Source organism: Dyella sp. 01N448 (assembly GCF_056399225.1).
Genome location: NZ_JBFTQX010000001.1, coordinates 195153 through 217861, shown reverse-complemented (window position 1 = coordinate 217861; position 22709 = coordinate 195153). Strand labels below are relative to the sequence as shown.

The following is a 22709-nucleotide window of genomic DNA, read 5'->3' as shown; positions in this document are numbered from 1 at the left end:
GGAGAGGGCGCATGGCGGTCGGGGAAACTCGACGTGCCGACAGATGCTGCACCTTGTTGGCTACTCCACTCGTGCCTCTGGGGAGAGAAGAGTGACTCCCGGCCTATCCTCAGACCCACTTACGGCACATTCCATGGGTTCGCTTTAGGGGCATAAAGGTACCGGGGGCAGCTGCCGCATACCTGCGCTCCTTATCCCTGGGCGCGGAGGTGGCGCGCCGATGTTGGCGGACCGCACACCGTGAATCTGTTCGCACCATTCATTCGTCGCCCGATCGGCACTTCGGTGCTGGCGTTCGGCCTCGCGCTGGCCGGCTTCTGGGCGTATCTGCTGCTGGGCGTCGCAGCGCTGCCGTCACTCGAATTTCCGGGCATGGTGGTTTACACCGAATTGCCGGGCGCCAACGCGCAAACCATGGCATCGACGGTGGCTGCACCGCTGGAGCGACATCTGGGGCGCATTCCCGGCATCAAGGAGATGCATTCAGAGAGCAACGATGGCTCGACCTCGGTGCGCATCATCTTCAATTTCGGCAACAACACCGACAAGCTTGCGCGCGACGTGCAGGCGGCCATCAACGCGGCGCAGGCGGACCTGCCGGCCAATATCCCGATACCGCCGCGCTACTACAAGTTCAATACCGCCAACATCCCGGTGTTGCTGCTGTCGCTGACCTCCAATTCGTTGCCGCCGGACAGGCTTTACGACCTGGCCGACACGCTGATCAATCCGGCGCTCTCGCAGATTCCCGGCGTGGCGCAGGTGCGTGTTATCGGCGGTCGACCGAAGGCGGTACGCGTGGAACTGGACACTGGCGCGCTGGCAGCGAAGGGCCTGACCGCCAACGATGTGGCGAACGCGTTGCGCGCTGCGAATGTCACTTCACCCGAAGGCGCACTCACCGACGGCCACACGCAGATGACGGTTGCCGCCACGGATGCACTGAGCACGCCGCAGGAATTCGGCAAGCTGCTGATCGCCATCCAGAAGGGTTCGCAGGTACGCCTGTCTGACGTGGCCAAGGTGAGCACCGGCCAGCAGGATGAGTACCAGGCGGCATGGTTCAACAACCATCGCGCCGTCGCCGTGCGCATCAGCAAACGCCCGGAAGCCAATGCCGTCGCCACGGCGGATGCAGTGCGGGCGAAACTGCCGCAGATGCGCGCGTGGCTGCCGGCCGACCTGAAGATCACACCCATCTTCGACCTGACCCAGACCACCAAGTCAGCGCTGCACGAAGTGGAAGTGGCGCTGATGATCAGCGTCTTGCTGGTGGCGCTGGTGATGCTGGTGTTCCTGCGCCGGGTGGGGCCAACCCTGATCGCCATGCTGAGCGTACCGCTGTCGCTGGCGGGCGCGTTCACCGTGATGTGGATACTGGGCTTCACCCTCAATACCTTGTCGCTGGTCGCGCTGGTGCTGTGCATCGGCTTCGTGGTCGACGACGCCATCGTGGTGATCGAAAACATCGTGCGCCACATGGAACACGGCTCACCACCCTTGCAGGCCTCGCTGGATGGCGTGAAGGAAATCGGCTTCACCGTGGTCTCGATCACGCTGTCGCTGATCGCCGTCTTCGCGCCGCTGCTGTTCGGCAACAACCAGTTCACCATGCTGCTGCGCGAGTTTTCAGTCACCTTGACGGCCGCCGTGGTGATCTCTGCCGTCATCTCGCTCACGCTGACGCCTGCGCTGTGCGGCCGCTATCTCACGCTGGAAAACGCGGGCGGGCGCGTGCCCAATCGCATGGAGCGCGCGCTGGAACGGTTCGACCGCTGGCTGCATCACATCTACCAGACGGCGCTCGACTGGGCCATGCGGCACCGGCGCCTGATGCGCTGGCAGCCGCTCATCCTGCTCACGCTCACCGTGGGCATGGCGATGGCGGTGGTCAAACTCTACGGTTTCGATTTCATGCCGCAGGAAGACATCGGCATGATCCAGGGCGATGTGAAGGCGGACATCAATATCTCGCCCACGCTGATGGCCGAGCGCGCGAAGAAGGCGGCCGCCATCATGCTGGCCGACCCGGCGGTGCTGGACGTCACCACCTTCCTTGGCAGCGACAACGCCGGCGGTGCGGTGGGCAACCAGGCGACCATGTTCGTCGACCTCAAGCCGCGCGGCCATGGTGTCGGCATGCGCAACGAGTCGATCAAGGACACCATCGCGCGCCTCAACAAGAGTTACGAGAAGCTGCCCGACCTCCATGTGGCGCTCAATTCGATCGGTTTCTTCAACGACAACAACAATGCCAATCGCGGCAGCGAAAGCTTCCAGCTGATCAGCAGCGACAATGTGGACCTGCAGCCGTGGGCTTATAAAGTCACCCAGCAGATGCGCAGGCACAAGGAATTCCGCGACGTCAGCAGCGATTACGACGATGTTGACAAGCAGCAGATGCTCACCGTCGACCGCCTCACCGCGGGACGCCTGCAGCTGAGCATGGGCAATATCGATTCGGCACTGTACAACGCGTTCGGCCAGCGCCAGGTGTCGATCATCTACTCCAACATCAACCAGTACTGGGTGGTGCTGACCTCGTCCGCCGAACGCTCGCTCAGTCCCGACACGTTGCTCAATACCTATGTGCGCAGCGACAGCGGCAACATGGTGCCGCTGTCGGCCGTGGCGCATATCGAACAGGCGGTGCAGCCGTCGCTGGTCATCCACACCAACCAGCTCGAGGCGACGCAGATCTACTACAACCTCGAGCAGGGCCTGCCACGCGACAAGGCGACCGCGCTGATCGAGCAGATAGTGTCCGACGCGCGCCTGCCGCCTGGCATACAACTGGGCTACTCCGGCGACGCGCAGAATCTGCAGGAAACCAAGTCGAATGCAAACGTGCTGCTGCTCGGCTCGATCCTGGCGATGTATATCGTGCTGGGCATTTTGTACGAGAGCCTCGGCCACCCGCTGACCATTCTTTCCACCCTGCCGGCGGCGGGCGCGGGAGCCTTTCTCGCGCTGCTGGTCACCGGCACGTCGATGTCGCTGATGGCGATCATTGCGATCCTGATGCTGATCGGCATCGTGAAGAAGAACGCGATCCTGATGGTCGACTTCGCCTTGGTGGCGCAACGCGAGCACGGCATGTCACCACCGGATGCGATTCGCGAAGCGGCGCTGGTGCGCTTTCGTCCCATCACCATGACCACCCTGGTGGCGATGGGCGCGGCCCTGCCGCTTGCGGTCGGCTTTGGTATCGGCTCGGAACTGAGGCAACCGCTGGGTGTGGCGATCGTGGGTGGATTGCTGGTATCGCAGCTGCTGACCTTGCTGAGCACACCGGCGATTTACCTGTGGAACTACGACCGGAAGCTGCACAAGGAAGCCCGGCGGGCGAAGCGGGCGGCCAAGCGGAGGCTGAAGGTGCAGACGGCGGCGGGCTGAGGGGTAGGGTAGTTTCGCTGGGATCGTCGCGACCGCTCTTTTGTAGGAGCGCACTGTGCGCGGCCAGCCGACGGAGCGGTGCACCAACACGCCGCGGTCGCGCACAAGTGCGCTCCTACAAGGAAGACGCAGGCCTGTGCGGGGCGGATCAATCTTGCCGGTCGGCGCTTCTGTGGGAGCGCACCCTGTGCGCGACAAACCTACGGAGCGGTACACCGCAGCGTGGCTGTCGCGCACAGGGTGCGCTCCCACAGGCAAGCGCCAGGCCCAGGATCACGTGCCATGCTCGGGCAAGGCCAAAGCGCAGCGAGGCCCCGCCTTAAGTCCTCAGCGATTCGGGCGCGTTGCGCAGCGCTTGGAAGTATCCGCTGTGTACCCTCGGAGGTTGTCCCATCAGACGCGCCTCGAGCGTTCGGGCTTATCCCAACACGATGCTGCGGGCGTTTTAGGCCATTTTCTTTGGGTTACTTTTCTTTTGGGCCAGCAAAAGAAAAGTGACTCGAGCGGCGGCAGCCGTTCGAAACGCCCGCCGCGTAGGCGGCACCCTGGCCTCAAGGCAACAACCAAAGACTGAAGAAGCAGGATGACCAGCCTTCGCTGTTGAAAAGCGCCTCCGGCGTACGGCGGAATGACGAGCAAAAGGGCTAACGGCGGCAAGACAACGAGCAAAAGCAAAAGCCCTGTCCGCACCACGACGACAAGCCCAAAGTCCACCTCCCCCACCAAACCCACCTCCAAAAACCCCGTCACCACTAACCCTCCCCACCCGTGCCTTCCGGCACGGACCGACTTCAGGCACATTCGCCCATGCCGCCAATGCAGGCATAAATGGCACTATGTGCGGGCTCTTTGCCTTGCTTACGTGAACGTACGCCCTCGCTGATGGTCTGCCTGGGTAACGGCGCGCGCCATAACCGGTATGGAAACCTGAGTGAATATCTTCGCCCCCCTCATCCGTCGCCCCGTGGGCACGTCGCTGCTGGCGCTTGGCCTGCTGCTTGCGGGTGCGTTCGCATATCGCCTGCTCGGCGTGGCTGCACTGCCGTCGCTGGAATTTCCCGGCGTGTATATCGTCGCCTCGATGCCGGGGGCGAGCGCGCAGACCATGGCGTCCACCGTGCTCGCGCCGCTGGAGCGCCATATCGGGCGTATCCCGGGCATCGACGACATGTACGGCAATGCATCGGAGGGTTCGGCGTCGATCCAGGTGCGCTTCACCTTTGATCGCACCGCCGACAAGGCGGCGCGCGACGTGCAGGCAGCGATCAATGCGGCCCAGGCCGATCTGCCGGCGCTGCCCAGCCCGCCGCAGTATTTCAAGTTCGACACCTCGCAGATTCCCATCCTGCTGGTCTCGCTGACCTCGACGGGGCTGCCGCAGGACAAGCTGTACGACCTCACCGATACGTTGCTGAAGCCGGCGGTGGCGCAGATTCCTGGCGTCGCGCAGGTGCAGGTATTCGGCGGCACACCGCACGCGGTGCGCGTGGAGTTGGATATCAACGCGCTGGCCGCGAAGAATCTCACCGCCAATGACGTGCGCAATGCGCTGATCGCGGCAAACGTGACGTCGCCGCAAGGCATCCTCACCGATGGCCGCACCCAGATGACGGTGACGGCCAACGATGGCCTGAGCGAGGCGTCCGATTTCGCCAACGTGCTGATCGCGTCGAGGAACGGTTCGCCTGTGCGCCTTTCCGACGTGGCCAAGGTGACCAGCGGCCAGCAGGATATCTATCAGGGCGCCTGGTTCAACGCCCAGTCGACCGTGGCGATGCAGATCAGCAAACGCCCCGAAGCGAACGCGGTGGAAACGGTGGACGAGATCCGCCGACGCCTGCCGGAGTTCCGCCAGTGGATGCCGGCGGATGTGCAGATCACCCCGATCTTCGACCTCACCACGACCACCAAGTCGGCCTTGCACGAAGTCCAGGTCGCGCTGCTGATCAGTATCGTGATGGTGGTGCTGGTGATGCTGGTGTTCCTGCGGCGCATGCGGCCCACGCTGATCGCCTCGCTGAGCGTGCCGCTCTCGCTGGCCGGCGCCTTCGTGGTGATGCTGGCGCTGGGCTATACGCTCAATACCCTGTCGCTGGTGGCGCTGGTGCTGTGCATCGGCTTCGTGGTCGACGACGCCATCGTGGTGATCGAGAACATCGTGCGCCACATGGAGAAGGGCGAAGCGCCGTTGCAGGCCGCCTTGATCGGCGTGCGCGAAATCGGCTTCACGGTGGTATCGATCACGCTGTCGCTGGTGGCGGTGTTTGCACCGCTGTTGTTCGGCAACAACATGCTGATCATGCTGCTGCGCGAGTTCTCGGTGACGCTGACGGCGGCAGTGGTGATCTCCGCCCTGGTCTCGCTGACGCTGACCCCGGCGCTGTGCGGCAAGCTGCTCAAACATGAAGAGCCCGGCGAGCGCACGCCCGGCCGCATGGAGCGGGCGCTGGAGCGCTTCGACAAGGGCCTCCACCGCGTGTACGAGCGCTCGCTGGACTGGGCCATGCATCATCGCCGCGTGATGCGCTGGCAGCCGCTGGTGCTGTTGATCGCCACCTTCGTGCTCGGCTGGGCCGTGGTGGCCACCGCGGGCGGCAACTTCATGCCCGAGGAAGACATCGGCATGCTGCAGGGCGATATCCGCGCCGACGCCAATATCTCGCCCACGCTGATGGCCACGCAGGCGCAGAAGGCCGCCGACATCATGAAGGCCGACCCAGCGGTGCTCGATGTGCTCACCACGCTGGGTGGCAACGATGGCAACGGCGCCGTGGGCAACGCGGGTACCATGTTCGTCGACCTGAAGACCAAGGGCAGCGGCCCGAACGATCGCCACGACAGCGCCAAGGTGGTGATGGAGCGTCTGTCCAAGCAGTACGACGCGTTGCCTGGCATACGCGTCTCGCTGAGCCTGGTGCAGTTCCTCGGCGGCGGCGGCAGTGGCGACAAGGGCGGCGCCTACGAATTTCAGCTGATCGGCAGCAATGGCGAAGACTTGCAGCCGTGGACGCTGAAAATGGTCCAGCAGATGCGCAAGACCAAGGAATTCCGCGACGTCGGCAGCAACTTCGACCTGGTCGGCAAGCAGCAGCAGCTGAAGGTGGACCGCAACGCTGCCGGACGTCTGGGCGTGACGATGGGCGATGTGGACACCGCGTTGCTCAACTCCTTCGGTCAGCGCCAGGTGTCGGTGATCTATTCGGACATCAACCAGTACTGGGTGGTGCTCACTTCGAGCTCGGCGACGTCGCTGAGCCCCGAAGCGCTGCTCAATGTGCGCGTGCGAAATGCGCAGGGTGAAATGATTCCGCTGTCGGCGATCTCGCGCATCGAGCCCAATATGAGCCCGACCCGCATCCGCCATCACAACCAGCTCGAAGCCTCGACCATCAACTACAACCTGGCCAAGGATGTCACCCAGGATGTAGGCACCCGGCTGGTGGAGAACGCGGGCATCATCGTGGGCCTGCCCGAAGGCGTTCGCATCGAATGGACCGGCCAGAACCAGCGACTGCAGCAGGCCAAGAGCAACGGCATGGTGCTGCTGATCGGCGCGATCATCGCCATGTACATCGTGCTGGGCATCCTCTACGAGAGCCTCGGCCATCCGCTGACGATTCTCTCCACGCTGCCAGCCGCCGGCGCCGGCGCCTTCCTGGCGATGCTGGTCACCCAGACGCAGCTCACCCTGATGGCAATCATCGCGATCCTGATGCTGATTGGCATCGTGAAGAAGAACGCGATCCTGATGGTCGACTTTGCACTCGTTGCACAACGCGAACGCGGCTTGTCGCCGCCTGACGCGATCAAGGAAGCCGCGCTCGTGCGGTTCCGCCCGATCACCATGACCACGCTGGTGGCGATGGGTGCGGCGCTGCCGCTCGCCATCGGCTTCGGCGTCGGTTCGGAAATGCGTCAGCCGCTGGGCGTCGCCATCGTGGGCGGGTTGTTGGTATCGCAGCTGTTGACGCTGCTGAGCACGCCGGCGATTTATTTGTGGAATTACGATCGCAAGATTCGCAAGGAGGCGCGCCGGGTGAAGCGGGCGGCGAAGAGGGCGTTGAAGGCGCAGACGGCGTTGGGGTGAGGCGCGTCGGCCCTATTTAGCCCCAGTTGAGCGCCATAGCCCAGTGCGTGGCTGCTTTCTGTAGGAGCGCACTGGTGCGCGACCGGCCAACGGAGCTGTACACCCACGCGCTGCGGTCGCGCACAAGTGCGCTCCTACATGGGTTTCGCTCGCTCCCGGGTCGCGTCGGAGAGGTGGGGATCGTCATTTTGTGGGAGCGCACCCTGTGCGCGACAGCCACGCTGGGGTGTACCGCTCCGTCGGTTTGTCGCGCACAGGGTCCGCTTCCACAGACAAGCAGGTCCTGCCAAGGCGAGATCAATCCTTCGGACTCGTACACGCCGCCACCCTGGCCCCCTCAACCTGCGCTACATCCTTCCCGCCAAAACTCACACTCGCCGTGTAGTGCTCCGCGGAATCAAACTTCACCCGCCCTCGCGCAGCATCCGTCAAACCCGAACACTGTAACGACCAACTGAGCGCCGTACTGCTGCGATGCTGGTCGACGCGTTCGCACTGGCCATAACCAGGCACGGGTAGCTGGGCAAATTCCACCCACGGATCCGGGCCTTCGTCCACGCAATGCCAGCTCACCTGTGGCTCGCCTTGCTTGCCGTGATCGAAGACACGCGTGGTGATCTTCCAAAGTCCCGGCATCGCCTGAAAGTCGCCGGGGTCGGCATGGCCCGGTTCGCCGATGAACGCCGCACCCAGCAACACCAGGATCGCGACGAAGCGCGACACCGCGTGACCGCGACGGCCGTCTGCGGCGGAACTTGAAGGATTCATAGTCGGCAGTACCTCCAACGCACGAAAGACCCCACCCGCTTTCGCGGGCAGGGTCCGGTCCGTGCTATTGCATCAGTCCTGTGTTTCAGCTGCTGCGTAGCCGTGGCCACGGCCATCGCTGCCGAACGAGAACATGTTCATCAAGTTGCCGATGGCCGGCGCATTGAGTGGCACATACGGATTGTTGGGCAGCGACACCGGGTTGGGCAGGTTGTCGCGACTGCGATGGGAAATGGTCTCGCGCAGGCCCCAGTTGGCTTCGACGAATTTGTCGAAGGACACATGGTCGTAGTACGTGTGCACCACGCGGCCGCCTTCGGAGTAGCGCGAGATCACCAGCATCGGGATGCGCGTGCCGTCGCCGAAGAAGTCGATCGGCTGCACATAACCCGAATCGTAATAGCCGCCGCCTTCGTCAAAGGTCACCATGATCACGGTGTCGTTCCACACCTTCGGGTTGGCCTTGGCGAGCTCGACGATCTTCTTCACGTAGCCTTCGAACAGATCCAGCTTGGACGAGGCCGGGTGGCCGTCCAGGATGCCGTCCGGCTTGGCGATGGAAACCGCCGGCAGCGTGTCGTTCTGGATGTCGTTGTAGAGATCGGTGATGTCCTGGTTGTTCGCACGCAGCTTGGGATTGGTCATGACCTGCGTGGAGTACAGGAACGGATCGCAGATATTGCAGAACGTGCCCGCTTCGCCGTTCTCCTTGCCGCTGGCATAGCCTTCGCCGTAGTACTTCCACGACACGTGATGGCGATTCAGCAACAGCGCGAGGTTGTCCTGACGCGTCGGCGGGATGGTGAACTGCTGCGCGCCCAGCGGTGCCGGCGTGCCGTCGCCGAGGTAGCCCGGGTTGTAGTTGTTCACCAGGTAATAGGCGTTCTTCTTGCAGTCGGTGCCGTGGAAAGTGCGATACGGCAGGGACTTCAGATAGTCCTTCACGACGCCCACGCCGGGCTGCGTGTCGTCCGCGCAGTTGACGTAGGAACCGCCGCTGTAGCCGTCCTGCACATACCAGTTGTTGGTGCCCGCCTGCGCGTCCGGATTCTCGATCTGGTTCGACGGCGGCGTGGCGGGGTCGCCATTGCCATCGGCGTAATAGATCAGGTCACCGAAGCCCAGCATGATGTGGTTGGCGCCCGTGCCGCCCATCACCGACTGGTGGAAGTTGTCGCTCAGCGTATAGGTGCGGGCGAGCTCGGCGAAATAGGGCGCGTCACCCTTGGCGATGTTGAGGAACTGCATCGCGGTGGAACCTTCGCCCGTGGTCTGGTCGTCGAAACCGGCCGGCTGCGTCTTGCCATTGGTGCCGGCACCGATCGTGGTTTCCACCCACGGGAACAAGTCCATGCGACAACCGCTGGGATTCTTCGCGGTGCCTGCGTGGACATCGCAGTCCATCTGCTGCCACATCTGGAAGAAGCGATGCACCGGGCTATTGGCGTAATCGTCGTAGCTGATCGATGCGTGCATATCGACGGGCGCGTTGGCCAGCTGCGACGGGAAGCGCGTGTCGACCACGTCGTTGGGCAGGCCGGTGCCGCCGGCGGCGAGTTCGCCGTACGCATCGGACGGGAGTGCCGGCTCGATGGCCTGTGCCTGCGCGGCTGAAGCAAACGGTGCCTGCGTGGGCGCACCGCCGGTATTCATCAACGGCAGCGTGGCGTACGCGGTGGTGTGCTTGGGCGCCAGCGCAAACTTGCCGGTGCTGGTCGCCTGCCACTGCCTGGCAGCGGCGACATTCGGGCCCGGCGTGCCGTCGGCATTGACGATGCCTTCGGACAGCAGGTTGTGCACGCTCTGTCCCTTCGGCGGCGTGTACGTGGCGTAGACGTGATCGAACGTGCGGTTTTCACCGATCAGCAGGATCACATGCTTGATGGGTGTATTGGTGCGATCGTCGTTGCTGTCGTCGCCGCCCGGCCGGTGCAGCACGGTGACGCCAGTGGCGGGAGCCTGACTGGTCGAAACAGCATTCTGATCGGTGGAGTTGCTCTGGGCGCTCACCACGCCGGCAAGGCCGACGGAAAGCGTACCAATGACAAACGGCAACAGCCGCTTGCGAACGTGCGTCATGGACATGACTTCGATCTCCAGCAGCTTCTGAACGAAGGCTGCGCCGGTGTTCCCCCTGATTAGCTGGCACCTGTTCGCAACCTTTGGCGGCGCCAGCCGGGGGCGAGTCTCGTCCGCACAGATGACGGACCCTTGGCGCTTTTGCGACAGGAATTTCCGGTTAGATGACAGTGGGGAGACGTCGCAAGGGCTTGCGTGTCAATGGAGGCTGCGATGGCCTGTACACGTTGGCTTGCGGGCGCTTGCCGCTGCGAGACGATTGCGCATCAGCAAGAAATTGCCTTTGCGATGGATCGATTAGATCGTGCGATGGCGCACGTTTGGACGTCTTATTGGTTTGAGATATCGCAGGATTGGGTGCTTCGCCACGTTCGAGTTGCGCCCCTGACTTGCGCGTGATCGCCAGCGCGGCGGCTTGGCTGTGGGAGCGCACCTTGTGCGCGACCGCGGCGTTTGGGTGTACCGCTCCGTAGGCTGGTCGCGCACAAGTGCGCTCCTACAGAGAGCGGCCCGGCAACCACGAGCTGCGTGGCTCTTGGCCATCTACCAGGCGTCACCCCGGCAACAACTGAAACGGCCTCATCATTTCATTGTCCTCATGCTCCAGCAGATGGCAATGCCACACATAACGCCCAGGTTCACCCTCGAACCTCGCGATGATCCGCGTCACCATCCCCGGATCCGCACGCACCGTATCCTTCCACCCCATCTCCTCGGGCCCAGGCGGTATCGCCGGCCCCGTGTACTTGAGCGTCTTGCTTTCGTTCCACGCGAAAAGATCGAACGGCCGGCGCTCCAACACCTGAAAGCGCACCAGATGCAGATGCATCGGATGCGCATCGCCGGTGAGGTTCACCATGCTCCAGATTTCGGTGGTGTTCTGCCGCGGGTCTTCGGTGATCGGAGCGGACCAATGCTTGCCGTTGAGCATCATCATCATCGGGCTGCCACCGGCATCGTCCTGTTCGCCCAGCGTCAGCACGCGATCGCGCACGGCGCTCGCCACGGCAAGGCGCTCGATCGTGCGTAGCCTGGTCGGCATCACGCCAGCGTCCCGGCGCCCCTTGTCGCGCACGCGAAACTCCATGATCGCTTCCGCCTGCTGGCGCAGCTGTACTTGCTTGCCATCCATGCCGGTGAAGTCGATCACCACATCGGCGCGTTCGGCTGGATAGAGCGTGACGCGCTGACGCGGCACAGGCGCCGCCAGCAGGCCTTGATCACTGGCGATCTGCGTAAACGTCAGCCCGCCGGACAACGACATCTCGTAGAAGCGGGTATTGGCTGCGTTGACGAGTCGCAAGCGATAGCGGCGCGGCTCGACCTCGAAGTACGGGTACAACTTGCCATTGCACAGGATGGCGTTGCCATGGCACTCGGACACCCACGGCGCATCCGGATCATCGGAAACGGGGTAATAGAGCTGTCCGTCCTTTGCGATAAGTCGGTCGCAAAGGATCAGCGGCAGATCGCATTCGCCACGGGGGAGTTGCAGTGACGACTCCGCATCGCCCCGGATGAGATACGCACCAAGCAGTCCCGCGTAGATATTGAGGCGCGTGATCCCCATCGCGTGATCGTGGTACCAGAGGGTGGCGGCATCCTGCGTGTTGGGATAGTGCGACACGCTTGCATGGCCCGGTACGAACCACTCTTCCGGATAACCATCACTTGAGGGCGGCACACGCGCACCGTGCACGTGCGTCACGGTGCGCACCTGCGGCTTGTCGCGCTCGGCGCCGTGAATAGTGTGGTCGATGGGAAGGAAATGTTTTTCGGGAAGCGCGTTGGCCCATTCAATCAACAAGGGCTCATTGCGCCGGGCCAGCAAGGTCGGCCCCGGGAACGAACCCTCGTAACCCCACATGGGCGTGGGCGGCAGATCGCGATGCAGCTGCGTCTTGAATGCGCGCATCTCCATCCGATAGAACGGCAGTTGCTTGCCTGGATAAGCGGGATGCGCCCGCTGCCCCGTCGGCTTGGCGATGGCAGGCAGCGGCAAGGGGTCCACGAAGCGCGCCAGGGTCACCGGGTTCACCAGCGGCACCTTGGGCGCGGCGAGCTGCGGCATGGCCATGCGCGCCATCTTCTCGTCGCCGATGGCGGGCGAGGACCAGGCGAGCAAGCCCAGTTCGGCAGCCGTGGCGGCGCCGACCATATCGACCATGCCGCGCAGAAACTGCCGGCGCGAGAGGTTCATGCGAGTCATCGGGACACCCTAGGCAGCCCGGATGACAGGTACGTGGCAATGTGTGAAACCTGGTTCACCCTGCGCGCATCCAAGCGCAGGGCGAGACAGATTATTCCGCTGAAGCGGGCACGCCTTGGCCGGTCGTGGGTGCCTGCTGGCCCGCCACGGCGGCTTCTTCGCCGGCTTTGTCCAGGCCGGCCTTGTCGATCGGCGTGGCCAACATGCGTGCGCGACGCCAGCCGCCCCACTTGTAGTAGCCCATCGCCATCAGCATCGAGGCCAGCGAGCCCAGCGGGAAACTCCACCAGATCGAATCGGCGCCCAGCCGCGGCGCCAGCGCCAGTGCAAACGGCGGGCGGAACAGCCACATCGAGATAAACAAAATCACCAGCGGCGGCACCACGGCGCCGGTGGAGCGCACCACGCCGAACAGCACGAAGGTCACGCCGAAGAACATGAACGACCACACCGCGATGCTGTTGAGATGCTGCGCCAGCGCCAGCGCCTCACCGTCGTTGGGCAGGAACATGCCAAGTGCGGCGTGGTTGAACAGATAGATCAGCGCAATGAGCATGCCGCTCAAGAGGAAGTTGTAGAGCACGCCCACCTTGGTGATGCGGCTTACGCGGTCCCACAGTTTTGCGCCCACGTTCTGTGCCGCCATCGACGACACCGCCGCGCCGATCGCCATGGCCGGCATCTGCACATAGGTCCACAGCTGCGTCGCTGCGCCGTACGCGGCGGTGGTCTTGGAGCCGTAGTTGTTCACCATGTGGATCATGATCATCGCGGAGCTGGAGATCACGATCATCTGCAGGCCCATCGGCAGGCCCTTGAACACCAGCGAGCGCAGGATCTCCATATCGGGCTTCAGATACCCCAGCTCGCTGCGCGTGAGGCGCAGGAAATGCTTGCGCCGGTACAGCGTGACCAGCAAGGCGACCAGCGCCACCGACTGCGCAATCAAGGTCGAAGTGGCCGAGCCGGCGATGCCCATCCGCGGGAACGGCCCTACGCCAAAGATCAGCAGCGGGTTGAGTACGATGTCCATCAGCACCGACAACGCCATGAAGAAGAACGGCGTGCGCGAATCGCCCGCGCCGCGCAGCGTCATCATCAGGAAGGCGTAGAAGTACATCGACGGCACGGCGATGAAGATGATGCGCAGGTAAGGCACCGCGAACGCCTGTGCATCGACCGGCGTATTGAGCGCGTTGAGCATCCACGGCGTGCCGAAGTAACCGGCGATGGCCACGATGATGGAGACCGAGACGAAGAACGTCACACCGGTGCCGACCACACGCTTGGCCTCGAGCATGTTGCGCGCGCCCAGGCTCTGGCCGATCAGGATGGTGCAGGCCATGCTCAGGCCGAACACCGCGCCCAGCAGCAGGAACAGGATCAGGTTCGCGTTGCTCACCGCCGTGAGCGCGGCCTCGCCCAGGTAGTGGCCGATCCACATCGCATTGACGGAGCCATTGAGCGACTGCAGCACCGTGCTGCCCAAGATGGGCAACGCGAACATCAGCAGCGTCTTGGCAATCGGTCCTTCGATAAGCAGGGGCTGCTTTGCAGCAAGAGATGACATCGAATCATTCCGCGATGGGGAGGGGAGATCAGTCGGCGACGCTGGCTTGCCATGCACGCGTGGCCAGACGCCGCACATGCTCGCGCACATCGGCGGGCCATGCATCCGTCACCTGCATGAAACGCTCGCGCTCCTTTCGCCAGAATGCGCGCGAGGCTTCTTCATAACCCGGGAGATTACCCGCCATCGCGCTCATGAAGCGATCGACCGCTTCACCCGCCAGACGGGCCGCATCGCGCTCGGCGTGGTTGCGACGCGCCTCGTCGACCAGTCGCCGCAGGCTGGCCGATGCACCGCCTGGCTGGCTGGCCAGCCAATCCCAATGGCGCGGCAACAGGGTGACCTCGCGCGCAACCACGCCTAGCTTCGGTCGACCGGGGCCGCGCGGCGCGAGTTCGGCGTCGTGAGGCGGCGAGGGGAGGCGGGCGACGACGTCGGCGATCGTCCCGCGCAGGTCGAGCTCCAGCGGGCGGCCATCGCGTTCGTCGAAGATCAGCACCGGTCCGTTGGCCCCGGCATCGACGGCCTGCTTGGTCGCCACGGCGACGTCCGCCAGCGAACCGGCGGCAATGCGGCGGTGGCCGTCGAAGGCAATGCAGGTACCGAGATCCGCCACTGTTTTGTCCGGGTATAAAAGAGAACGCGAATATTGCCCGGGTAATAAATAAAGGTCAACACCGGAGGAGAAGGCCGCCGCTGCGCGGTAAAATTTCTCCATCCCCCCGCCGCGCCGTTCCCATGGTCATCCATCCCCCGCATCGCTCGCTTCGATTGATGCTGTTCACCCTGCGCGGATCGATCATCCCGGTGATCTGGAAGCGCGTGCTGGGCATGGTGCTGCTGGCCGGGGCGGTGGTGCTGCTGGAACGACACCTGCCGCATACCGGGGTGGAGCTGGGGGCCATCCCGCTGACACTGATGGGACTGACGCTGGCGATCTTCCTGGGCTTTCGCAACACGGTGGCCTACGAACGCTGGTGGGAGGCGCGCACGCTGTGGGGTGAGTTGCTGATCGTGGTGCGCAATCTCGCCCGCCAGACGGTGAGCCTGCCCGACAGCCTCACGGCGTCGGAACGCGAACGCATGGTGCATCGACTGATTGCCTTCGCCCACGCGCTGCGTCATCAGCTACGCGGTACCGCGCCGGGCGACGAGGTGTCTCGCTGGCTGACGCCGGAGGAGGCCGCCGCGCTGGCCGGCCGGCCCAATCCGCCGAACGTGCTGCTCGCACTCATCGCTCAGGACTATGCGCAGCTGCATCGGGAGCACCGGCTCGATCCCATGCTGCTGGCCAACATCGATGCGCAGGTGACGCGCCTGTCCTATGTGCTGGGCGGTTGCGAGCGCATCCAGGGCACACCTATCCCGCTCGCCTACATCCTGCTCCTGCATCGAACGGTCTATGTGTACTGCCTGCTGCTGCCGTTCTGCCTGATCAGCAGCGTGGGCTGGGTGACACCACTGATGGTCGGCGTGCTCTCGTACACCTTCTTCGGGCTCGATGCACTGGGTGACCAGATCGAGAATCCCTTCGACCGCCTGCCCAACGACCTGGCCCTGGATGCGATGTGCCGCACGGTCGAAATCGGCCTGGGCGAATTGCTGGGTCAGCGCGACCTGCCAGCGCCGCTGCAGCCGGTGGACGGCGTCCTGCTTTAAGCCACCAGGACCGGCCGGGAGGCCCAACCCCTACCTTGGTATCGCCGTAGTTTTACGGTGTTCTCCGCGTGCGCTTCACGCCGCTTGAGACAAGCTGACCCCGTGACCGCGAAGGATGCCGGCCACTCGTGCCGCCCAGGCAACGCTGTGTTGTCTCGATTCGACCTATTTCCAGTACCGGTCGGTCCAATAAGTTATTAAACTTAGCGGTGCACAAACTCCTCCCCCAAAGTCAAAGAAGAAAGACCATGCGACATCCCCTCCTGCGCAGTGCGGTTGCGCTGGCCCTGATGGGCATTTCCGCTACGACCCTGGCCGACCCCCGTATCGAAATCAGCGGCGGCCGAAGCTACTCAGACAGTTACTGGACCAATACGGCGTGGATCGAAAGCATCTGGGGCGAACACGCCTTCGGCAACAGCCGATTCTCGTGGGCGCCAGCCGCCTCCCTGGGCTTTATCAATGGCCGCAATGTCTCCAAGTACGGCAACGCCGTTTCCGATGACGTATGGCTGCTCGGTGGCGGCGTGCGCATGCGCTACGGCAACGGCGACGACTGGTACCACCACCTGTTCTGGACCTCCGAGATCGCCGCCCAGGGCGGCCGCACGCTGGCACTCAGCAGCGGCGGCGAATTCGTCAATTCCGTCGGCTGGGAAGGCGACCACTGGACCTTCCAGATCCGCCACGTCTCCAACGCCGGCATCAAGGGCTCCAACCGCGGCGAAACGATGGCGCTGGTGGGCGTCGCGTTCAATCCTTGATGGAGTGAAACAACAACGGCCCATGACGGGCTGCTGTTGTTTGGACGTCTGAATGGATCGCCGCATCGTGTTCGATCAAGTAACACGAAACTGCTCTCTCTAACCGACTCTGCCCGCAGAGCGGAGCGCACCCTGCGCGCGACCAGCCGACCGAGCGGTGCATCCAGGCGGTGCGGTCGCGCACAAGTGCGCTCCTACAAGGGAGGACGCAGGTCCGTGGATGGCGGATCAATCTTGCCGCTCGGCTTTTTGTGGGAGCGCACCCTGTGCGCGACAAACCTACGGAGTGGTACACCGCAGCGTGGCTGTCGCGCACAGGGTGCGCTCCCACAGACAAGCGCCAGGCGCGGCAAAGGGACGGAGCGATGCCCGAAGCCAAAGCGCAGCGAGGCCCCGCTTTAAGTCCTCAGCGATTCTGGCGCGTTGCGCAGCGCTTGGAAGTATCCCCTGTGTACCCTCGGAGGTTGTCCCACAACAGCGCACCTCGAGCGTTCGGGCTTATCCCAACACGATGCTGCGGGCGTTATCAGGCCATTTTCTTTGGGTTACTTTTCTTTTGGGCCAGCAAAAGAAAAGTGACTCGAGCGGCGGCAGCCGATCGAAACGCCCGCCGCGTAGGCGGCACTCTGGCCGCAACGCGACAACCAGAAACCGAGGCTCTGGATGACCAGCCACTCGGCCGTTGAAAAGCGCGGCCAGCGCCGAGATGACGATCAAAATCAAAAAAGAGGCCGCATCACTGCGACCTCTTCCGTCATACCCAATCCACACACCCAGCGATCAATGATCCGCCCCAGGCCCCGCCTTAGCCCCAAACGGCGGCCGCGCCATCCACACCACGCCAATCAGGCAGATAAACACCCACCCCAGCATGTGGAACACCTCATTGAACGAAATCTGATACGCCTGCTGATTGATCAACTGCTCCAGCAACCCATTGCTGGCCTGCCCCGTCACACCCACGGCTTTGAGCGTCGCCTGCGCCGAGTTGTCGTACGGCGTGAAGTGTTCGGTGAGATGCGCGTGATGCACGATTGCGCGGTGATCCCAAAGGAAGGTCGTCAGCGAAGCCGAAAAGCTGGCGCCCAGCGTACGCAGGAAGGTGGCCAGGCCACCGCCCGCGGCAATCTCGTTCGGCCGCAGGTCCGATAGCAGGATGGTGGTGACCGGCATGAAGAACAGCGCCACGCCCAGACCCTGGAACAACTGCACGCCGGCGACGTGCATGAAGTCGATCTGCAGGAAGAAATTGGAGCGCATGAAGCAGGTGGCGCCCATGATCAGGAACGCGCACGAAGCCAACAGGCGCATATCGGTACGCGACGCATACTTGCCGACGATGAAGGTCAACATCACTGGCAGGATGCCCAGCGGTGCAGCGGCAAAGCCAGCCCAGGTGGACGTGTAGCCCACCGTGCGCTGAAGCCACTGTGGTATCAGCAGGCCGATCGCGAAGAATGCCGCATACGCCAGGACCAGCGCGATCGTGCCCGTGCGGAAGTTGTGGTGCCGCAGCAGCTTCAAGTTGACGATCGGTTCGTCGTCGGTGAGTTCCCAGATCAGGAAGACGGCAATCGCAATCGCCGACACGATCGCCGTGACGATGATGAAAGTCGAGTTGAACCAGTCCTCGTCGTTGCCCTTGTCCAGCACGATCTGCAGCGCACCCACGCCGATGATCAGCGTGATCAGGCCCACGTAGTCGATCTTGGGCCGCGTGGTGACATCCACGCGCCCCTTCATCTGGTTGGCGACCACCATGCTGGCGAAGATGCCGATGGGCACGTTGATGAAGAAGATCCACGGCCACGAATAATTGTCCGTGATCCAGCCACCGAGGATCGGACCCGCAATAGGCGCGACCACCGTCACCATCGCCAGCAGCGCGAGCGCCATGCCTCGTTTCGCTGGTGGATAAATGGAGATCAGCAGACTCTGCGTGATCGGGTACATCGGTCCGGCCACCGCACCCTGGATGGCGCGGAACAGGATCAGCATCGGCATGCTCTGCGCAGTGCCGCACAGGAAAGAGGCGAGCGAAAACAGCATCGTCGACCAGATGAACAGCTTCACCTCGCCGAAGCGGCGCGTGAGAAAGCCGGTCAACGGCAACGCAATAGCCGTGCTCACCGCGAACGAGGTGATCACCCAGGTGCTCTGGTTGACGCTTACGCCGAGGTTGCCGGCAATCGTCGGCAAGGACACGTTCGCGATCGTCGTGTCGAGCACCTGCATGAAGGTGGCCAACGAGAGACCGACGGTCGTCAACGCAAGGTTGCGCGGCTGGAAATTTTGGCTCATCGCACGGATAACCTGCGGTATGAAGGGTTGGCGCGCCATCCACGACTGCGACGGCGCACGCGGCTTTCTTGCCCGTCATTCCGGCGCAGGCCGGAATCCAATTGCGACACGGCGTGAAGATATCCGCACATGTCGGCACTGACGTCACTGGATTCCGGCCTGCGCCGGAATGACGAGCTTCACTACAGAGGCGGACATGGAGGCTCGTTATGCCTCCATGTCTACCGACTTACTGCTTCTGACCTTCACCCGCCATGTTCGCGTGGATGATGTCCGCGATCATGCCGTCGGCCTTGGCCAGCTGTTGCTTGTACACATCGGTGGTGAAGGCCGGCTGCGTCGGCGCCTGCTTGGCGAGCAGCGGGCCGCTGGTGTCGTGCAGGTTCACCGACACCTTGGTCGACAGGCCGATGCGCAGCGGATGCTCTTCCAGCTGCTTGGGATCGGTGAAGAACACGCGCACCGGTACGCGCTGCACGATCTTGATCCAGTTGCCGGTAGCGTTCTGCGCCGGCAGCAGCGAGAACGCACTGCCGGTGCCCACGCCCAGGCTCTCGACCTTGCCCTTGTAGGTGACCGAGCCGCCATACACGTCGGCCCGGATATCCACCGGCTGGCCGATACGCATATTGCCCAGCTGCGTTTCCTTGAAGTTGGCATCGATCCACACGCCGTGCAGCGGCACCACCGCCATCAGCGGCGTGCCCGGCGCCAGGCGCTGGCCGAGCTGCACGGAGCGCTTGGCCACGTAGCCGTCGACCGGCGCAAGCAGCGAGGTACGCACGTCATCGAGATAAGCCGCGCGCACTTTGGCAGCGGCCGTCTGGACGTCCGGATGCGATGCGACGACGGTGTCATCCACCAGCACCTTGTTGGTCTGCAATTGCTGTTGCGCGGTGGTCAGGGCGCTCTGCGCGGTGGTCAGCGCATCCATTGCGTGCGACAGCTCTTCGGCCGAGATGGCACCGGACTTGGCGAGATCGCGGCGACGGTTGTAGTCCTGCAGCGCCTTGTCCACCGCGACCTTGCGCACGGCCACTTCGGACTGGGCACCGCTCACGTTGCTGTAGAGGCCGCGCACCTTGCGAACGGTGCCGGCAAGATTGGCGCGAGCCTGCTCCAGCGCGACATCGGCATCGGCCGGATCGAGCTTCACCAGCACGTCGCCGGCATGCACCAGGTCGCCGTCGTCGGCGCCGATGGTGATGACCGTGCCGGTCACCTGCGGGGTGATCTGCACGAGGTTGCCGTTGACGTAGGCATCGTCGGTGTCTTCAAACCAACGGCCTTCGACGAAGTACCACACGCCCCAGCCGACAGCGGCAAGCACCAGCACGGCGACGAGTCCCTTCAACAGGAAACCGCGACGGCTCTTGGGGGGTTGGGCGGCTGCGGTCTCGGCCGCAAGCGGATTCTGGCTAGACATGGGGATAGCCTTTAGAGCGAATGTTCAGAGGAAGATTGGACGGCCACATCGGCCTGGCCCGCCTGCGGACGGAAACCGCCGCCGAGGGCCTGGATAAGCTGCACGGAGAGGTCGACCTGCTGCGACTGCAGGGCGGCGAGGCGCTGCTGCGCAACCAGCAACTGCTGTCGCACGATCAACGCTTCGAGATAGCTGCCCACGCCTGCCTTGAAGCGCTGCTCGGCGAGCTGCCAGGCCTGCGTGCCGGCATCCACCGCGCGCTGCTGGGCGGCGACCTGTTCCTGCGCGGACTGCACGGCGTCGTAGCCGTCGGCCACTTCGTTCACCGCGCGCACCAGCGTCTGGTTGTACTGGGCCACGGCTTCGTCGTACTGCGCATCCTTGGCGGACAGATTGGAACGCAGACGGCCACCGTCAAAAATCGGCAGGCTCAGCGAAGGACCAAACGTGTAGAAGCGCGCCGGCAACTGCAGCGGATTGATGCTGCCGAACGCCGCCACGCCGGCCATCGCGCTGAGGCTGACGTTGGGCATGAACTGGGTCTTGGCGACCTTGATCTCCTTGCCCGCCGATTCCACGCGCCAGCGCGCGGAGACGAGATCGGCGCGGTGGCCGATCAGTTCGGTCGGCACATCGGCCGGCACAGCGAGCGCTGCAGGATTGAGTGCCTGCGGACGACCGATATCGAGGCCGCGATCCGGCCCCTTGCCCAACAGCACCGCCAACGACGAACGCGCCGCATCAATGGCGCGATTGGCCGCGGCCAGCTGCTGGTCCGAGTTGGCCACTTCGGTTTCGCTCTGCTTGAGCTGCAGCTGATTGTCGAGACCGGCGGACACGCGTTGCTGGGTCAGCTGGCGCGCGGTCGTGGCGCGCTCGTGCTCGGCCTTCGCCACATCCTGCTGCGCATAGGCGTAGGACAGCTGCACATAGGCGCGCGCGACATTGGTGGAAAGCTCGATGCGTGCAGCCTGCTGTTCGATCTCAGCGGCATGCTGCTGGCCGACGGCGGCTTCCCAGGCGGCGCGCTTGCCGCCCCACAGATCCAGGTCCCAGCTGAAACTGGCGCGGGCGTCCTTGAACCAGGTGAACTTGCCGCCGCCCAGTTCCGGCGGCGCGGCGGTGAGCGGCAGACGCTGACCGATGACGTTGGCGCCGGCAGTCACGCTGGGGCCGCGCTCGGCATCGGCCGCACCGGCCTGCGCCTGCGCCTGGCGGGCGCGCGCGTCGGCCACGCTGAGGCTCGGGTTGTCCTTCAGCGCTTCGCTGATCAGCGCGCTCAGCTGGGGATCGCCCAGACCGGTCCACCAGTCGTTGGCCGGCCAGGCGGCGGGGGAGAGCGTGGCGCCGGACAGGCTGCGATCGGCCTTCAGTGACGAGGCGTCGGTCAGCGTGCCTTCCGGGTGCAGGCCGCCGCTGCTGACGCATCCCGCCAGCGCGAGTGAGAGGCCGGTGGCTGCCGCAAGGATTTGCAGACGCATGGCGTAGGTTTCCAAAAGTAGAAGCGGGTCAATTCATATCGCGGAGCGCGTTCAGCACGCGCACCAGGTAATCGCGCAACTGCTCACGCTCGGTCGGGTTCAGCGCCTTTTGGGCGGCATCCAGAACGTGTTCGTTGCATGGCGTCATCTGCCGCCACATGTCGTCTCCCGCCGGGGTCAGCTCGATGCGCAGGGCGCGGCGGTCCTGTTCATGCGGCAGGCGGCGCAGCAGGCCTTTGCCTTCGAGCTGGTCGAGCTGGCGCGTCATCGCGCCGCCGTCCAGTTCCACCGCGCGGGCCAGTTCACTGGCCGACATCGGGCCCATCAAGGCCAGGCGCTTGAGGATCAGGAACTGGGTGAAACGAAGCTCGATACCCGCAGCCTGCATCTCGGCTTCCAGCTTGCGCACGATCTCGCCGCGAACCAGCCCGACGAGTACGCCGATGCTGTCCTGGGGGTAGGAAGGGGTTTGGGAGGAGGTCATGGGAGGGCAATTTTATTGCCGGAATAATATTTGTCAAGGCAAAGATGTGTTGGTTAGATTTTGCCCGGACAAGGTCTAGCTGCCCTCAATGGGGTCCCTCCCGCAGCTCATCCTCCAGCCAGGTCCGCAGGGCCGGGTGGCGCACTTCGAACAGCTCGAACACGCCCAGCGCCCGCAGGGTCGGCAGCAGGGCGACCAGCCTCGGCTCCAGGGCTCGCCGGCTGGCCTCGGGCAGGTCGGGGTCCAGCATCTGGTGGGCACAGGCCACGAACGCCTCGAGCGGCTCGGTCTCGGCGGTGGGCATGCGTACGGCAATCATCGACATGGATCGGCTCCCTTGGACGCCGGGGCGGCGCCGCGCTGGCTGAATCAAGACGTGTATCGGCGTGCGGGCGTGACAGCTCCGGATCAAGCAGGAGCTTTGGCAGGGGCTCGACAAACCGCGACTGTCGGCACGTTCGACACCGCGAGCGGCGGCAGCGGTG

Annotated in this window: 14 protein-coding genes; 4 read left to right on the top strand and 10 right to left on the bottom strand. The window is 63.9% G+C overall.

Annotation, left to right across the window (positions count from 1 at the left end):
• Positions 1–240 precede the first annotated feature (240 nt).
• Positions 241–3396 carry an efflux RND transporter permease subunit gene (locus AC1DKY_RS00930; protein ID WP_441601876.1) on the top strand — a complete coding sequence of 1052 codons (3156 nt, stop codon included), beginning with the start codon at positions 241–243 and terminating at the stop codon, positions 3394–3396.
• Positions 3397–4327: 931 nt separating this feature from the next.
• Complete coding sequence (locus AC1DKY_RS00925) at positions 4328–7483, top strand: efflux RND transporter permease subunit (RefSeq protein ID WP_441601875.1); 3156 nt, start codon at positions 4328–4330, stop codon at positions 7481–7483.
• A gap of 297 nt (positions 7484–7780) precedes the next feature.
• Here AC1DKY_RS00925 and AC1DKY_RS00920 read toward each other — a convergent pair whose 3' ends face one another.
• From AC1DKY_RS00920 to AC1DKY_RS00900, 5 genes are all read right to left on the bottom strand, one after another.
• Positions 7781–8251: a DUF3617 domain-containing protein gene (locus tag AC1DKY_RS00920; RefSeq protein WP_441601874.1), complete on the bottom strand. Its 471-nt coding sequence runs from the start codon at positions 8249–8251 to the stop codon at positions 7781–7783.
• 72 nt (positions 8252–8323) lie between these two features.
• A complete protein-coding gene (locus tag AC1DKY_RS00915) occupies positions 8324–10336 on the bottom strand; it encodes an alkaline phosphatase family protein (protein ID WP_441601873.1) in 2013 nt (670 codons plus the stop codon).
• Between the two features lie 547 nt (positions 10337–10883).
• Positions 10884–12539, bottom strand: a complete 1656-nt coding sequence (locus AC1DKY_RS00910) for a multicopper oxidase family protein (protein WP_441601872.1) — start codon at positions 12537–12539, stop codon at positions 10884–10886.
• Positions 12540–12630: 91 nt separating this feature from the next.
• The gene (locus AC1DKY_RS00905; protein WP_441601871.1) at positions 12631–14109 is read right to left on the bottom strand and encodes an MATE family efflux transporter; all 1479 of its coding nucleotides are present in this window, start codon (positions 14107–14109) and stop codon (positions 12631–12633) included.
• Between the two features lie 28 nt (positions 14110–14137).
• Positions 14138–14725, bottom strand: coding sequence for a DUF2239 family protein (locus AC1DKY_RS00900; RefSeq protein WP_441601870.1), 588 nt, complete (start codon positions 14723–14725; stop codon positions 14138–14140).
• 122 nt (positions 14726–14847) lie between these two features.
• Between AC1DKY_RS00900 and AC1DKY_RS00895 the strand changes: the two genes are divergently transcribed.
• Together AC1DKY_RS00895 and AC1DKY_RS00890 are read left to right on the top strand one after the other, a co-directional pair.
• Positions 14848–15768, top strand: coding sequence for a bestrophin family protein (locus tag AC1DKY_RS00895; RefSeq protein WP_441601869.1), 921 nt, complete (start codon positions 14848–14850; stop codon positions 15766–15768).
• Between the two features lie 248 nt (positions 15769–16016).
• Positions 16017–16532: a lipid A 3-O-deacylase gene (locus AC1DKY_RS00890; protein ID WP_441601868.1), complete on the top strand. Its 516-nt coding sequence runs from the start codon at positions 16017–16019 to the stop codon at positions 16530–16532.
• Positions 16533–17312: 780 nt separating this feature from the next.
• On the opposite strand, the gene AC1DKY_RS00885 is transcribed toward AC1DKY_RS00890, so the two are convergent.
• The 5 genes from AC1DKY_RS00885 to AC1DKY_RS00865 all read right to left on the bottom strand — a co-directional run bounded on the left by AC1DKY_RS00885 (position 17313) and on the right by AC1DKY_RS00865 (position 22549).
• Positions 17313–18833, bottom strand: a complete 1521-nt coding sequence (locus AC1DKY_RS00885) for a DHA2 family efflux MFS transporter permease subunit (RefSeq protein ID WP_441601867.1) — start codon at positions 18831–18833, stop codon at positions 17313–17315.
• Between the two features lie 229 nt (positions 18834–19062).
• Entirely contained in the window at positions 19063–20259 is a 1197-nt protein-coding gene (locus AC1DKY_RS00880; protein ID WP_441601866.1) for an HlyD family secretion protein, read from the bottom strand.
• An 11-nt stretch (positions 20260–20270) separates the two neighbouring features.
• A complete protein-coding gene (locus AC1DKY_RS00875; protein WP_441601865.1) occupies positions 20271–21740 on the bottom strand; it encodes an efflux transporter outer membrane subunit in 1470 nt (489 codons plus the stop codon).
• 28 nt (positions 21741–21768) lie between these two features.
• Positions 21769–22224 (bottom strand): MarR family winged helix-turn-helix transcriptional regulator, encoded by a 456-nt coding sequence (locus AC1DKY_RS00870; RefSeq protein ID WP_441601864.1) that lies wholly within the window; start codon positions 22222–22224, stop codon positions 21769–21771.
• An 85-nt stretch (positions 22225–22309) separates the two neighbouring features.
• Complete coding sequence (locus tag AC1DKY_RS00865) at positions 22310–22549, bottom strand: hypothetical protein (protein WP_441601863.1); 240 nt, start codon at positions 22547–22549, stop codon at positions 22310–22312.
• Positions 22550–22709 lie beyond the last annotated feature (160 nt).